A 13,809-nucleotide genomic window follows, 5' to 3' on the forward strand; every position below is an offset into this window, starting at 1 on the left:
GGTTGCGGCATCCACTGAATTGATCTCGAATGTTTCGGCGTTTTTCATGAGAATTCAAGTAACACGCAGTTGTTCTGGGAAACCATGGCGCTGACGCTCTTGAACGAGTCGACGCCGACCACCGCGCTCGCCGCAATCGCAATCGTGCTCGACTCCCAGATCATGTCATCGGCACATGGAGCCTGCGCCTGGAATTCGGAGCGATCGCCGCCCTCGGTGCAGCACTGGTCCGCAAGAGATCCGCGCTGCTCGCGTTCGCCACCCCAACCGGCCGATACCGACGCATCAGACCCGGAGTCGCCCGTGCTCACCGCCCCGGCGGTGCACCGGGACCGAGGTCGGCACCGGGTCGCACTGGGCATGGACGATCCGTGTCGGCAGCTCGTCCGTGAATCGCGCTCCGGTTAGAGGGTCGACGACGGCGTCGGGGCGCGGGGTTCGGAAGAACACGAACGATTTACCGCCCACCTGGGAGATGGGGTTGCCGCGAGGCCCGTATTCGACCTTGGCGTGAGGCATTCTCAGGGCGAGTTCGTGGACATCTTCGACCCGCGCGTGCCGCGGTTTCGCCGCCATCACAGCAGTGATGGTGTCATGTCCCGCTCCGAGTAGGCCACGGCATCGATCGTCATACCGTTCGGGCACCGAGAAAAGGGGCTCGGCGAGATGGTTCTCGCCGAGCCCCTCCGTCAACGGTGGTGGGTCGTCAGACCGTGAAACCGAGGGCGCGCAACTGCTCGCGGCCGTCCTCGGTGATCTTGTCGGGGCCCCACGGCGGGAGCCACACCCAGTTGATCTTCAATTCGTTGCACAGCCCGCTGCGCACGAGTGCACCGCGAGACTGGTCCTCTATGACGTCGGTCAGCGGGCACGCCGCCGACGTGAGGGTCATGTCGAGGGTCACGACGTCCTCGTCCTCGGTGATCCCGTACACCAGGCCGAGATCGACGACGTTGATGCCGAGTTCGGGATCGACGACGTCACGCATCGCCTCCTCGAGCTCCTCGAGGCGTTTCGGGTCGGTGATCGCACCCGATGCGGCGGGCGCGGATTCGCCGCCCTGGTCCGCCGGCGCCTGCTCCGGTGCGGCTGCGGCGTCCGCCTGCGGCGTCTGCGTCTCGCTCATGATGCCTGTCCTCCGATTCGAGCTGGTTCGCCGTCTGCTGTCGGAACGGCCGAATCCTGTTCGTCCACGACGCGGTCGTCCACTATCTGAACAACCGCGTCCTTGAATGCCATCCATCCCAGCAACGCGCACTTCACGCGGGCCGGGTACTTCGAGACGCCGACGAAGGCGATGCCGTCCCCGAGGACGTCCTCGTCACCCTCGACGGTACCGCGGCTGCTGACCATTTCGTTGAACGCGGCAACGGTCTGCAGCGCCTTCTCGACGGGCATCCCCACCACCTGATCGGTGAGCACCGACGTCGACGCCTGGCTGATGGAGCAGCCCTGGCCGTCGTACGACACATCCACCACCGTGCCGTCGTCGGCGAGTTGCACGCGCAACGTCACCTCGTCGCCGCACGTCGGGTTGACGTGGTGGACTTCGGCGCCGAACGGTTCACGAAGGCCGCGGCCGTGGGGATGCTTGTAGTGGTCCAGGATCACTTCCTGGTACATCTGTTCCATTCTCATGCAGGAACCTCCCCGAAGAACTCCTGGGCACGCCGCACCGCCGCCGCGAGCGCGGCGACCTCGTCGACCGTGTTGTACAGCGCAAACGACGCCCTCGCCGTGGCCGCGACACCGAAATGCCGGTGCAGGGGCCAGGCGCAGTGATGGCCGACGCGGATGGCGACGCCCTCGTCGTCGAGGATCTGGCCGAGATCATGCGCGTGGATCCCGTCGACCACGAACGACACTGCCCCGCCACGGTTCTCGGCGGTCGTGGGTCCGATGATGCGCACGCCGTCGATGGCACCGAGCGCTGCCAGTGCCGCCTCGACCAGGGTGTGCTCGTGCGCGGCGACTGCGTCCATCCCGATCTCGTCGAGATACCGGACCGCGGCGCCGAGACCGACCACCTGCGAAGTCATCGGAACGCCGGCCTCGAACCGCTGCGGCGGCGGCGCGTAGGTGGTGCGTTCCATCGTGACGGTCTCGATCATCGAGCCGCCGGTGATGAACGGCGGCATCGCGTTCAGCAGTTCGCGGCGCCCGTACAGGACACCCACGCCGGACGGGCCGAGCATCTTGTGCCCGGAGAACGCCGCGTAGTCGACTCCGAGCGCGTGGAAGTCCACCGCCATGTGCGGGACGGACTGGCAGGCGTCGAGCACCACCAGTGCGCCGACCGCGCGGGCGCGGCGGACCAGTTCCTCGACGGGTGCCACCGCCCCGGTCACGTTGGACTGGTGGGTGAACGACACGACCTTGACGGCATCGGTCAGCTCGAGCGAGTCGAGATCGATGCGGCCGTCGTCGGTGACGCCGTACCAGCGCAACGTGGCACCGGTGCTGCGCGCAAGCTCCTGCCACGGCACCAGATTGGCGTGATGCTCGAGCTCGGTGATGACGATCTCGTCGCCGGGACCGAGGTGCCGTTCGAAGCGATCGTCGCCGAGGACGTGGGTGACGAGGTTGAGGGACTCCGTCGCGTTCTTGGTGAACACGAGTTCGTCGCTGTCGGCGCCGACGAACTCGGCGATCGCCGCACGCGCGTTCTCGTACGCGTCCGTGGCCTCTTCGGCGAGCTGGTGAGCGCCTCGGTGCACGGCGGCGTTACAGGTGGTGAGAAAGTCCCTCTCGGCGTCGAGCACCTGATTCGGGCGCTGCGATGTGGCACCCGAATCGAGGTACACCAGCGGTTTTCCGTCGCGGACCGTACGCGCCAGGATCGGGAAGTCCTCCCGGATCCGGGTGACGTCGAATACGCGCACCGAGGTGGTCATCTGCGTTTATGCTCCTTGCGTTGCTGCAGCCTGGGTGAAGCGCTCGTAGCCGTTCGCCTCGAGCTCGTCGGCCAGTTCCGGCCCGCCCGACTCGACGACGCGACCGCCGACGAACACGTGGACGTACTCCGGCTTGATGTACCGGAGGATGCGCGTGTAGTGCGTGATCAGCAGGATTCCGCCGTGCTCGCGCTCCTTGTAGCGGTTCACACCCTCGGAGACGACGCGCAGGGCGTCGACGTCGAGTCCGGAGTCGGTCTCGTCGAGGATCGCGATCTTCGGCTTCAGCAGGCCGAGCTGCAGGATCTCGTGGCGCTTCTTCTCACCGCCGGAGAAACCTTCGTTGACACTGCGCTCGCCGAACGAGGGGTCGATGTCGAGTTCGGTCAGCGCCTCCTTGACCTCCTTCACCCAGTGGCGGAGCTTCGGGGCCTCGCCACGGACGGCGGTGGCCGCGGTGCGCAGGAAGTTCGACATCGAGACGCCGGGAACCTCGACGGGGTACTGCATCGCGAGGAACAGTCCCGCGCGGGCCCGCTCGTCGACGCTCATCTCGAGGACGTCCTCACCGTTGAGGGTGATGGACCCCGAGGTGATCTGGTACTTGGGGTGACCCGCGATGGCGTACGACAGCGTCGACTTGCCGGAACCGTTGGGTCCCATGATCGCGTGCGTCTCGCCGGAGCGAACCGTCAGGTTCACACCCTTGAGGATGTTGATCGGTTCGGCGTTCTCGTCGGTGTTCGCGACGTCGACGTGCAGGTCCTTGATTTCCAGGACCGAGGTTTCGGGGGTGGAAGCGTCAGGGGTAGACATTGTGATCCTTCGAAGAAATGGGAAGTAATGGTCCGGCGGCGCGGCTCAGACGCCGACTGCGGCGAGTTCCGCCTCGACAGCAGCCTCGAGACGCTCGCGGATCTCGGCGACGGCGATCTTGTTGATGATCTCGTGGAAGAACCCGCGCACGACGAGTCGCCGTGCCGCGTCCTCGGGGATTCCGCGGGCGCGCAGGTAGAACAACTGCTCGTCGTCGAATCGACCCGTGGCGCTGGCGTGGCCGGCACCCACGATCTCGCCGGTCTCGATCTCCAGGTTCGGGACCGAGTCCGCGCGGGCACCGTCCGTGAGGACGAGGTTGCGGTTCAGCTCGAACGTGTCGGTGCCTTCGGCCGCCGCACGGATCAGCACGTCGCCGACCCACACGGTGTGGGCGTCGGGCTTCCCCGACTCCGGATCACCCTGCAGGGCGCCCTTGTAGACCACGTTGGACTTGCAGTGCGGCTGCGAGTGATCCACCAGCAGTCGCTGCTCGAAGTGCTGTCCCGCGTCGGCGAAGTACAGACCGAGCAGTTCGGCGTCGCCGCCGGGACCGTCGTATTTGACGGTCGCGGACAGGCGGACGAGGTCGCCGCCGAGGCTCACGGCGTTGTGCCGCAGGACCGCGTCCCGGCCGAGGCGCGCGTGATGCGACGCCACGTGCACGGTGTCGTCCGCCCAGTCCTGGACGGCGACGACGGTGAGGTGGGCGCTGTCGCCGAGCACGAATTCGACGTTCTCGGCGAACGTGCCGCTGCCGCGCTGGTCGATGACGACGGTCGCCTTCGCGAACGCGTCGAGCCGGATCTGCAGGTGCCCGAAGGCGACCTTGCCCTCGCCCGGGCCCGTGATCGTGATGTTGATCGTCTCCGCGACCTCGACCTCGCGGCCGACGGTCACGACGGTCGCCGTCTCGAAACCCGAGTACGCCTGTGCGGCCACACGGTCGGCGGGAACGCCGGCCTTGCCCAGCCGGTCGTCGTCACGTCCGACGGTCTCGACCTTCACGGAGTCCGGGCCTGCGACGTCGACGGTGGCCGTGCCGCTCGCCACCGCCGATCCGTCGTGCAGTCCGCGCAGACGGCGCAGCGGGGTGAACCGCCAGACCTCGTCACGACCACCCGGGATCTCGAACGCGTTGACGTCGAACGACGTGAAGACCTCGCCCTTGTTGGCGATCGGCGAGCCGGTGGACGTCCGCGCTATCCGCGGATTCTCGCCCGCGACGGCTCCCGTGACTCCGAGATTCTGGACACCAGTTTCTGGCGTGGTCACTAACCCACCGCCCCTTCCATCTGCAGTTCGATCAGGCGGTTCAGTTCCAGGGCGTACTCCATCGGGAGTTCCTTGGCGATCGGCTCGACGAAGCCGCGCACGACCGTGGCCATGGCCTCGTCCTCGGTGAGCCCGCGGCTCATCAGGTAGAACAGCTGGTCGTCGCTCACCTTCGACACGGTGGCCTCGTGACCCATGGTCACGTCGTCCTCCCGGATGTCGACGTAGGGGTAGGTGTCCGAGCGGCTGATCTGATCGACCAGCAGCGCGTCACACTTGACCGTCGACTTGGAGCCGTGGGCGCCCTTGTTGACCTGGACGAGTCCGCGGTAGGACGCGCGTCCACCGCCGCGGGCCACCGACTTGCTGATGATGGTCGACGACGTGTGCGGCGCGAGGTGCAGCATCTTCGCACCGGTGTCCTGGTGCTGGCCCTCACCGGCGAATGCCACGGAGAGAACCTCGCCGCGGGCGTGCTCGCCCATCATCCAGACGGCCGGGTACTTCATGGTGACCTTGGAACCGATGTTGCCGTCGATCCACTCCATGGATCCGCCGGCCTCCACCTTGGTGCGCTTGGTGACCAGGTTGTAGACGTTGTTCGACCAGTTCTGGATGGTCGTGTAGCGGCAGTGGCCGCCCTTCTTCACGATGATCTCGACCACCGCGGAGTGCAGTGAGTCGGACTTGTAGATCGGTGCCGTGCAGCCCTCGACGTAGTGCACCGAGGCGCCCTCGTCGACGATGATCAGGGTCCGCTCGAACTGGCCCATGTTCTCCGTGTTGATGCGGAAGTAGGCCTGCAGCGGGATGTCGACGTGCACGCCCGGCGGGACGTAGATGAACGAGCCACCCGACCACACCGCGGTGTTCAGCGCGGAGAACTTGTTGTCGCCGGCCGGGATGACCGTGCCGAAGTACTCCCGGAACAGTTCGGGATGCTGCTTCAGACCCGTGTCGGTGTCGAGGAAGATGACGCCCTGCGACTCGAGGTCCTCACGGATCGAGTGGTAGACGACCTCCGACTCGTACTGCGCCGCGACACCGGCGACGAGGCGCTGCTTCTCGGCCTCGGGGATGCCCAGCTTGTCGTACGTGTTCTTGATGTCCTCGGGCAGGTCTTCCCAGCTCTCGGCCTGCTTCTCACTCGAGCGCACGAAGTACTTGATGTTGTCGAAGTGGATGCCTTCGAGGTCCGATCCCCAGTTCGGCATCGGCTTCTTGTCGAAGGTCTTCAGCGCACGCAGACGGATGTCGAGCATCCAGTCCGGTTCGCTCTTCTTCGCCGAGATGTCGCGCACGACGTCTTCGGACAGACCGCGCTGCGCACTGGCACCGGCCTCGTCGGAATCGGACCAGCCGTACCCGTAATGCCCGAGTGACGCGATGGTCTCTTCCTGCGTGAGCGGCTCGGCGTTGGCCGACGCAGTGGATGTCACCTGGTCTGATGTGACGGTCATGCGAGCTCCTTCCGGAGTCTTGTTACGAGACCGGCGAGGGCTGGTCGCCGGTGGAAAACAGGTTGCTTACTAGGGGATCTATCGGGATAGCGTTGCTATTTGGGGCCGGACGGTGGGACGAGTGGAACGTGGGTGGTGCAGGCGCAGTCGCCGTTCGCGATGGTCGCGAGCCGCTGGACGTGGGTGCCGAGCAGTTGGGCGAACGCGGCCTGCTCGGCTTCGCACAGTTCCGGGAATTCCTCGGCGACGTGCGAGACCGGGCAGTGGTGCTGGCAGATCTGCACGCCGTTGCCGACCGGGCGGGTCGAGGCCGCGAATCCGGCGGTGGTGAACGCGTCGGCGATGGCGTCGGCGGTGGTTTCGAGGCCTTCGGCGCTCTGATCCGCGGCCGGGGTGACGTCGCCGACGATCGCCTGCACTCGGCGGCGAGCGAATTCGGTGATCGCGGCGTCTCCCCCGACCTCCCGCAGTTGGCGCATGGCCGCGCCCGCGAGGTCGTCGTACGCGTGACCGAGTCTGCCGCGGCCCTTCGCGGTGATCTGGAAGTATTTGGCGGGCCGTCCCCGTCCGCGGTGACGCACGGCGACGGAGGACGCCTCGCGCGCCTCGCCGGATTCGAGGAGTGCGTCGAGATGACGACGGACTCCGGCGGCACTCAGGCCCAGGCGGGTTCCGATTTCCGACGCGGTGATGGGCCCCTCCTCGAGGAGGAGCTTCACGACGGCCGCGCGGGTGTGCCCTTCGTGGCCCACGGCGACGGGTGACGCGGTTGCGACAGGCGCCGCCGAAGAAGGCGCGTGAACTGCGCTTTCCTTCGTTGCACGTGGTGTCGTATCCGTTTTCACAACACCAGTGTGACGGAATTCCGATCGCAGGTCTACTAAGGGTGCCCTGCCTTACACCTGTGATTATGTGCCGCCCGGGCGCGGGAATACTGGCCGAACCGGCCGTGTTCGGCGCACCGCTACGCTGCCTGTGTGCCGCAGACCCCCGAGAACCCGGAGCCGACCCGCGCGGAGCCGACCTTGACGGCTCGTGCCGCTCTCCGACATCCGGCCGAGCTCGTCCGGCGGGCGCTGGGCATCGACGGACCCTCCCCCCGCTCGTCGGTGGCGGCCGCGCTGCACGGCGACGAACCGGAGACCGCAGGCCTGAACGGGCAGGAGACCGCGCAGCTCCGCGGCATCCGCCGGTTCGGCGCGACCGGCGCCGTCCTGATGGCGGTGGGCGCACTGGGCGCCGGCGCCCAGCCGGTACTGCAAAACCCCGTCCAAGGGCTGCGCATCATCGGACTTCCCGCCCGGATCCCCAGCGTCGCGCTGACCCTCGCCATGACCGGCACGGTGATGATCGTGCTCGCGTGGCTGCTGCTCGGACGGTTCGCGATCGGCAGTCTGCAGTCGGGGGCCGTGCGCCGCCTCAACCGGTCCCAGCTCGACCGCACCCTGTTGCTGTGGATCATTCCGCTGTCCGTCGCGCCGCCGATGTTCAGCAAGGACGTGTACTCGTACCTCGCGCAGAGCGAGATCGCAGCCCGCGGGCTCGACCCCTACGCCATCGGTCCCGCGGGCGCTCTCGGCGTCGATCACGTCCTGACCCGCACCGTGCCGACGATCTGGCGGGACACACCGGCGCCGTACGGCCCACTGTTCCTCTGGATGGGGCGCGGGATCAGCTGGCTGACCGGCGAGAACATCGTCGCGGGAATCTTCCTGCACCGGCTGCTCGCGCTCGCCGGTGTGGCGATGATCGTGTGGGCGCTCCCCCGCCTGGCGCGCCGCTGCGGCGTCGCCGAGGTCAGCGCCCTCTGGCTGGGCGCCGCCAACCCCCTGTTGCTGTTCCACCTGGTCGCCGGGATCCACAACGAGGCGCTGATGCTCGGCCTCATGCTGGCCGGGATCGAACTGGCGCTGCGGGCCGTCGAACGGGCGGATCCGATCCGCGGGCAGTCCCTTCTCCTACTGCTGTCGGGGGCGGCGCTCATCGCCCTGTCGTCGACGATCAAGATCCCCTCCCTGCTCGCGCTGGGATTCGTCGGGATGGCGCTGGCCAGGCGATGGGGCGGAACCCCGAAAGCGGTGCTCACCGCGGCCGCACTGCTCGGCGGGGTGGCCCTGGTGGTCACCCTCGTCATCAGCACGTCCAGCGGGCTCGGCATCGGCTGGGTGCACACGCTCGGCACGGCGAACGCGGTCCGCAGCTGGATGTCGATTCCCACGCTCCTCGGGCTGGGCACCGGACTGGCCGGGGTTCTGCTGGGCCTCGGCGATCACACGACGGCGGTGCTGAGCCTGACCCGGCCGATCGCCGCCGTCGCTGCGGCGTTCATCACACTCCGGATGCTCGTCGCCACCCTCGTCGGCCGCATCCACGCGGTCGGCGCGCTCGGACTGTCCCTCGGCGCGGTCGTCCTGCTGTTCCCCGTGGTGCAGCCCTGGTATCTGCTGTGGGCGGTCCTGCCGCTCGCCGCCTGGGCCACCGCACCCGCGTTCCGGGTCCCCGCGATCGTCTTCTCGTCCATCGTCAGCGTCATCCTGATGCCGAACGGCGGCGAGTACCAGCCCTTCGTCATCGTCCAGGCCGCCATCGCCACCATCTTCACGGCGGGAACGCTGATCGTGATCACCCGCAACCGCCTGCCGTGGCGGGTCGGTCCGGGGCAGCAACAGGCCGTGCCGGAACCGCAGGATCCGCCCCGGGACGACGCCGGCGCGGAAAGCCGGGGCACCGGCCGGGTCACACCCGGCCAGGGCTTACGCTGATTCCCCGTGACCTCGCGAACGCCCGGATCGGCGCAACCTGCTGTACGCCTGGAAGGCGTGGTGAAGACCTTCGACGGTGTGAGGGCCGTCGACGGGCTCGATCTCACCGTCGAACCGGCACAGGTCGTGGCGTTGCTCGGTCCCAACGGCGCGGGTAAGACCACCACCGTCGAAATGTGTGAGGGTTTCGTCCGCCCCGACAGCGGCACCGTGCGCGTCCTCGGACTCGACCCCATCGCCGATGCCGGCGCCGTCCGGGCCCGGATCGGTGTGATGCTGCAGGGCGGCGGCGCGTACCCCGGTTCCCGCGCCGGCGAGATGCTCGACCTGGTCGCCGCCTACTCCGCCGACCCCCTCGACCCCGACTGGTTGCTGCGCAGCCTCGGCCTCGAGGAGGCGCGTCGCACCCCGTACCGCCGGCTGTCCGGCGGGCAGCAGCAACGCCTTTCCCTGGCCTGCGCGCTGGTCGGCCGCCCCGAACTGGTCTTCCTCGACGAACCCACCGCCGGGCTCGACGCCCAGGCCCGCCTGCTGGTGTGGGAACTGATCGACGCGCTGCGCCGCGACGGCGTCAGCGTGCTGCTGACGACGCATCTGATGGACGAGGCCGAGGAACTCGCGGACCGGCTCGTCATCATCGATCACGGGTCGATCGTCGCTGCCGGAACGCCCGCCGAGGTCACCAGCCGCGGCGCCGAAGGCCAGTTGCGGCTCACCGCGCCCGCCGGTCTCGACACCGGACCGCTCGCACGGACCCTCCCCGACGGCTTCCGGGTGGCCGAGTCCGGACCGGGGACCTACCTCGTCGAGGGGCCGATCGACCCGAAGGTGGTGGCCTCCGTCGCGTCGTGGTGCGCCGATCTGGACGCCCTGATCAGCGACATCCGCGTCGACCAGCGCAGCCTCGAGGACGTCTTCCTCGAACTCACCGGCCGGGAACTGAGGGGATGACGATGAGCACCAGTGACCGTCTGACGGAGAATCGTTTCGCCCCCGGCACGTTCACCCCCGATCCCCGCCCGAGCGGCGCGGCGGTCATGCTGCGGGCGCAGACCGCGCTCGAGCTGAAACTGCTCCTGCGTAACGGCGAACAGCTGCTCCTGACGATGTTCATCCCGATCACGCTGCTGATCGGGCTGTGCCTGCTGCCCATCGGCGACCTCGGAACGTCGCGCGTCGACAAGGTGGTGCCCGCCGTGATGATGGTGGCCGTGATGTCCACCGCGTTCACCGGGCAGGCGATCGCGGTCGGGTTCGACCGCCGGTACGGTGCCCTCAAACGGCTCGGCGCGACTCCCCTGCCCAAGTGGGGAATCATCGCCGGGAAGAGCGCCGCGGTGGTCATCGTCGTCGCCCTGCAATCCGTCCTCCTCGGCGTGATCGGGCTGGCTCTCGGCTGGCGTCCGAGTGCGTGGGGACTCGTCCTCGGCGCCGTGATCATCGCGCTGGGCACCGTGACGTTCGCGGCGATGGGCCTGCTGCTCGGCGGCACCCTCCGCGCCGACATCGTCCTCGCCCTCGCCAACATCCTGTGGTTCGTGATGGTCGGTGTCGGCAGTGTGGTGTTCGCCACCGGCGACCTCCCCTGGCTCCTCCACACCGGGGCCCGGCTGATTCCGTCCGGAGCGCTCGCGCACGCGCTGGACGCCGCACTGTCGGGTTCGGTGGACGTGCTCAGCGTCGTGGTCCTCGCCGTCTGGGGCGCGGCCGCGGGGGCCCTGGCCGCAAGGACGTTCCGATTCACGTGATCCGTCGACTCACGGCCCGCCGCGCGGGCACCGTTCTCGCTGTTCTGCTCGCCGTTCTCTGGGGTGGCGCGCTGCCCGCGGGCGCCGCACCGCAGTGGGGTCCGCCGGCGTCGCCGAATCCGTTCCTCGGACCCGCGGGCACGTCCACGATGCACGGCGACGCGGGGTCCACCGACGTGACGCCGCTGCCCGGTCCTGGCACCGGCCCCGTCACGCTGTCCGCGTACCCGCTCGTGTCCGCGTGCCCGACCCTCCTGCAGGGTTCCGACCGGCTCGTCGTCGCCCTGTGCACGTCGGTGGCCGGCCAGGTTCCCACCGTGCACCTGATCGACCCCGCGGCCCCGGCGGCGCCGTTCGGCGGCTCGCTCGCCACGTTCGCGCTGGCGAAGGGCAGCCTGCTCGGTGGCGTGTACGCGTTCCTCGACAACGACAACCGCCTGGTCGTCGTCGACGGCAACCGTCAGCTGCTGCGCCTCGGACATTCGAAGGACCCCGCAGGCCAGTGGCGGATCACCGTCGACTCGCACGTCGATCTGTCCGGCAGTGTTCCCCAGGGCGACAACGTGACCGGGCTGACTCCGGACTGGCAGGGCAACGTCTGGTTCGCGACGGGCGGCGGTGTCGTCGGAGCCGTGGATCGCGGCGGTGTCGCGCACACCCTGCCGCTGGCCGCGGGCGAGCAGGTGCAGAACAGCATCTCCACCTCGCCGGCAGGCACCGCGGTCGCGACCACGCACGCCCTGTACCAGTTCGCGCTCCGCGACGGCGAGGTCCGTCTGGATTGGCGCCGCGAGTACGACCGCGGACCGGACCGTAAGCCGGGGCAGCTGAGCCACGGCACGGGCTCCACCCCCACCTACTTCGGACCGTCCACCGGCAGCGATTTCGTCGCGATCGTCGACAACGCCGACCCGCAGGTGAATCTCCGGGTCTTCCGCGCCGATTCCGGCGACGAGATCTGCACCCTCCCGGTGCTCGGCAACCCGGGCGGCAGCGAGAACTCGCCGATCGGCATCGGCAACTCGGTGTACGTCGCCGGGACGTACGGCTACCCGTATCCCACCGTGCCGGACGGGGCGGGACCGGCCGTTCCGACGAACGCGCCCTTCACCGGCGGCATGACGCGGGTGGACATCGACCCGATCGGCTGCCACCAGGTGTGGAGCAACGACGTCCGCAGCGCCGCGGTCCCGCACCTGTCGACCGGCGACGGCCTGCTGTACACCGTGATCCGCCAGGGGTTCGACGTCACGACACCCCTGGACGGTTTCGCGTTCGCGGTGATCGACCCGTCCGACGGCTCCGTCGAGCACACCAGCCCACTCCCCGGCACCGCCGTCAACGACACCCTGCAGATGTCCGGACTTGTCACCGATACCGGCGACTTCTGGCAGGGCACGGTGACCGGCATCCTGCGCATTCGCGGCGAGTAGCACGAAGTCGGCTGCGCCGCCACCGGCCCAACGACACGCTGTAGTTGACCGCCCTCTACCATCGATGCCGTGCTGTATCGCGGGTTTCTGAGCCTGGTAGACCGTCTCCCCCTTCCGTCGCTGACCGTGCAGCGTGTCATCGCGTTCGCGGTGATCCTCACGCAGGGCGGCATCGCCGTCACCGGGGCCGTCGTCCGGGTGACGGCCTCCGGCCTCGGCTGCCCCACGTGGCCGCAGTGCTTCCCCGGCAGCTTCGTGCCGGTCGGGCACGGCGAGGTCGCCGTCGTCCACCAGGCGGTCGAATTCGGCAACCGGCTGCTGACGTTCGTCGTCGTCGTGGCCGCGGCCCTGATCGTCCTCGCGGTCACCCGCGCGCGCCGCCGCAAAGAGGTCCTCGTCTACGCGTGGATGATGCCTCTCGGCACCGTCGTGCAGGCCGTCATCGGCGGTATCACGGTGCTCACCGGACTGCTGTGGTGGACGGTCGCGGTGCACCTGCTCGCATCGATGGCGATGGTGTGGCTGGCGACCGTGATGTACGCGAAGATCTGCGAACCGGACGACGCCCCGGCGATCGACGTGATCCCGGCACCGCTGCGCTGGCTCACCGCGCTGTCGGCGGTCGCGCTGGCCGGGGTCCTCGCCGCCGGAACGCTGGTCACGGGTGCGGGACCGCACGCGGGAGACAAGAGTCTCGACCGCGTGGTTCCCCGCCTCGAGGTGGAAATCGTCACGCTCGTGCACCTGCATGCGCAACTGCTCGTGGGTTATCTGGCGTTGCTGGTCGGCCTGTGCTTCGGTCTGTACGCCGTCGGCGCCGGCCGCGCGGTGAAGGTCCGGGTGCAGGTTCTGCTCGCGCTGGTGGTGGCGCAGGCGCTGATCGGGCTGGTCCAGTTCTTCACGGACGTTCCCGCCGCCCTGGTGGCGTTCCACGTCGCGGGGGCCGGGCTGTGCACCGCGGCCACCGCGGCGGTGTGGGCCGCGGGACGCACCCGCGAGTACGTCACGCAGCCCGACACCGCGAGCGTCTAGCGCTCGTTGCGGGCCTTCGGGAACCGGGTCTGCCGCGCGACCCAGCCGGCCATCTTCTGGATGTGACCCTTGCGGGGCGTGACGATGCTGGTGATCGCGCGGTCCCACTCCGAGACGGTGACGGCGTCGAGCGAGGCGACGACGGCGTTCGCGGTGGCGAGATCCTCGACGACCTGGTCACCGAGGATGCCGTCGGCTCCGACGAGGGTGATCCGGACGCCGGCGAGCCCGATGGGCTGGATGACGGCGCTGGCCGAACCGCCGTGCTCGGCGACGAACTTCTTGATCGCGTCGACCGTGTGGGACGGCAGCGAAGGCGCCGGGCTCGAGGGGGCCTGTTCCGCATGGGTGTCGGTACTCATGGTCCGAGAATACTGGGCGGTAGTCGT

14 protein-coding genes and 1 pseudogene are annotated in these 13,809 nt (G+C 68.6%); 5 read left to right on the top strand and 10 right to left on the bottom strand.

Annotated features, from left to right (window positions below; genetic code table 11):
* Positions 1-44: 44 nt before the first annotated feature.
* The 9 genes and pseudogenes from CJ179_RS51240 to CJ179_RS02275 all read right to left on the bottom strand — a co-directional run bounded on the left by CJ179_RS51240 (position 45) and on the right by CJ179_RS02275 (position 7,290).
* Positions 45-311: a hypothetical protein gene (locus CJ179_RS51240; RefSeq protein ID WP_167372157.1), complete on the bottom strand. Its 267-nt coding sequence runs from the start codon at positions 309-311 to the stop codon at positions 45-47.
* A 73-nt stretch (positions 312-384) separates the two neighbouring features.
* A pseudogene (locus CJ179_RS52570) lies at positions 385-576 on the bottom strand (hypothetical protein); the annotation flags it as partial.
* Between the two features lie 130 nt (positions 577-706).
* Positions 707-1,126, bottom strand: a complete 420-nt coding sequence (locus CJ179_RS02245) for a metal-sulfur cluster assembly factor (protein WP_072942075.1) — start codon at positions 1,124-1,126, stop codon at positions 707-709.
* Positions 1,123-1,638, bottom strand: coding sequence for a Fe-S cluster assembly sulfur transfer protein SufU (gene sufU / locus CJ179_RS02250; protein WP_095860610.1), 516 nt, complete (start codon positions 1,636-1,638; stop codon positions 1,123-1,125). Before sufU ends, CJ179_RS02245 begins: the two co-directional genes overlap by 4 nt.
* Positions 1,635-2,894, bottom strand: a complete 1,260-nt coding sequence (locus CJ179_RS02255) for a cysteine desulfurase (protein WP_095860611.1) — start codon at positions 2,892-2,894, stop codon at positions 1,635-1,637. Before CJ179_RS02255 ends, sufU begins: the two co-directional genes overlap by 4 nt.
* Positions 2,895-2,900: 6 nt before the next feature.
* Positions 2,901-3,710 (bottom strand): Fe-S cluster assembly ATPase SufC, encoded by an 810-nt coding sequence (gene sufC / locus CJ179_RS02260; RefSeq protein ID WP_072942079.1) that lies wholly within the window; start codon positions 3,708-3,710, stop codon positions 2,901-2,903.
* Between the two features lie 45 nt (positions 3,711-3,755).
* On the bottom strand, positions 3,756-4,985 hold the full coding sequence (gene sufD / locus CJ179_RS02265) for a Fe-S cluster assembly protein SufD (RefSeq protein WP_095860612.1): 1,230 nt from the start codon (positions 4,983-4,985) through the stop codon (positions 3,756-3,758).
* Positions 4,985-6,445 (bottom strand): Fe-S cluster assembly protein SufB, encoded by a 1,461-nt coding sequence (gene sufB / locus CJ179_RS02270; protein ID WP_072942082.1) that lies wholly within the window; start codon positions 6,443-6,445, stop codon positions 4,985-4,987. Before sufB ends, sufD begins: the two co-directional genes overlap by 1 nt.
* A 95-nt stretch (positions 6,446-6,540) precedes the next feature.
* A complete protein-coding gene (locus CJ179_RS02275) occupies positions 6,541-7,290 on the bottom strand; it encodes a helix-turn-helix transcriptional regulator (protein WP_373560120.1) in 750 nt (249 codons plus the stop codon).
* 132 nt (positions 7,291-7,422) lie between these two features.
* On the opposite strand from CJ179_RS02275, the gene mptB reads away from it, so the two are divergent.
* The 5 genes from mptB to CJ179_RS02300 all read left to right on the top strand — a co-directional run bounded on the left by mptB (position 7,423) and on the right by CJ179_RS02300 (position 13,420).
* Positions 7,423-9,207 (top strand): polyprenol phosphomannose-dependent alpha 1,6 mannosyltransferase MptB, encoded by a 1,785-nt coding sequence (mptB, locus tag CJ179_RS02280; RefSeq protein ID WP_072942085.1) that lies wholly within the window; start codon positions 7,423-7,425, stop codon positions 9,205-9,207.
* Between the two features lie 6 nt (positions 9,208-9,213).
* Positions 9,214-10,158 (top strand): ABC transporter ATP-binding protein, encoded by a 945-nt coding sequence (locus tag CJ179_RS02285; protein ID WP_072942087.1) that lies wholly within the window; start codon positions 9,214-9,216, stop codon positions 10,156-10,158.
* A complete protein-coding gene (locus CJ179_RS02290; RefSeq protein ID WP_072942088.1) occupies positions 10,155-10,955 on the top strand; it encodes an ABC transporter permease in 801 nt (266 codons plus the stop codon). Before CJ179_RS02285 ends, CJ179_RS02290 begins: the two co-directional genes overlap by 4 nt.
* Positions 10,952-12,388: a hypothetical protein gene (locus CJ179_RS02295; RefSeq protein ID WP_095860613.1), complete on the top strand. Its 1,437-nt coding sequence runs from the start codon at positions 10,952-10,954 to the stop codon at positions 12,386-12,388. The genes CJ179_RS02290 and CJ179_RS02295 overlap by 4 nt, the downstream gene beginning before the upstream one ends.
* A gap of 69 nt (positions 12,389-12,457) precedes the next feature.
* Entirely contained in the window at positions 12,458-13,420 is a 963-nt protein-coding gene (locus CJ179_RS02300; protein WP_095860614.1) for a heme A synthase, read from the top strand.
* Here the strand turns inward: CJ179_RS02300 and CJ179_RS02305 are convergent.
* Positions 13,417-13,782, bottom strand: a complete 366-nt coding sequence (locus CJ179_RS02305; RefSeq protein ID WP_072942093.1) for a hypothetical protein — start codon at positions 13,780-13,782, stop codon at positions 13,417-13,419. The genes CJ179_RS02300 and CJ179_RS02305 overlap by 4 nt on opposite strands.
* Positions 13,783-13,809: the final 27 nt, after the last annotated feature.

It is taken from the genome of Rhodococcus sp. ACS1 (assembly GCF_002300155.1).
In the GTDB taxonomy this organism is placed as follows: Bacteria; Actinomycetota; Actinomycetes; order Mycobacteriales; family Mycobacteriaceae; genus Rhodococcus_F; species Rhodococcus_F koreensis.

Excerpts from the sequence above, each read along its gene's own strand:
- CJ179_RS02245 (WP_072942075.1), bottom strand. The coding sequence starts at position 1,126 with ATGAGCGAGACGCAGACGCCGCAGGCGGACGCCGCAGCCGCACCGGAG.
- sufU (WP_095860610.1), bottom strand. The coding sequence starts at position 1,638 with ATGAGAATGGAACAGATGTACCAGGAAGTGATCCTGGACCACTACAAG.
- CJ179_RS02255 (WP_095860611.1), bottom strand. The coding sequence starts at position 2,894 with ATGACCACCTCGGTGCGCGTATTCGACGTCACCCGGATCCGGGAGGAC.
- sufC (WP_072942079.1), bottom strand. The coding sequence starts at position 3,710 with ATGTCTACCCCTGACGCTTCCACCCCCGAAACCTCGGTCCTGGAAATC.
- sufB (WP_072942082.1), bottom strand. The coding sequence starts at position 6,445 with ATGACCGTCACATCAGACCAGGTGACATCCACTGCGTCGGCCAACGCC.
- CJ179_RS02290 (WP_072942088.1), top strand. The coding sequence starts at position 10,155 with ATGACGATGAGCACCAGTGACCGTCTGACGGAGAATCGTTTCGCCCCC.
- CJ179_RS02305 (WP_072942093.1), bottom strand. The coding sequence starts at position 13,782 with ATGAGTACCGACACCCATGCGGAACAGGCCCCCTCGAGCCCGGCGCCT.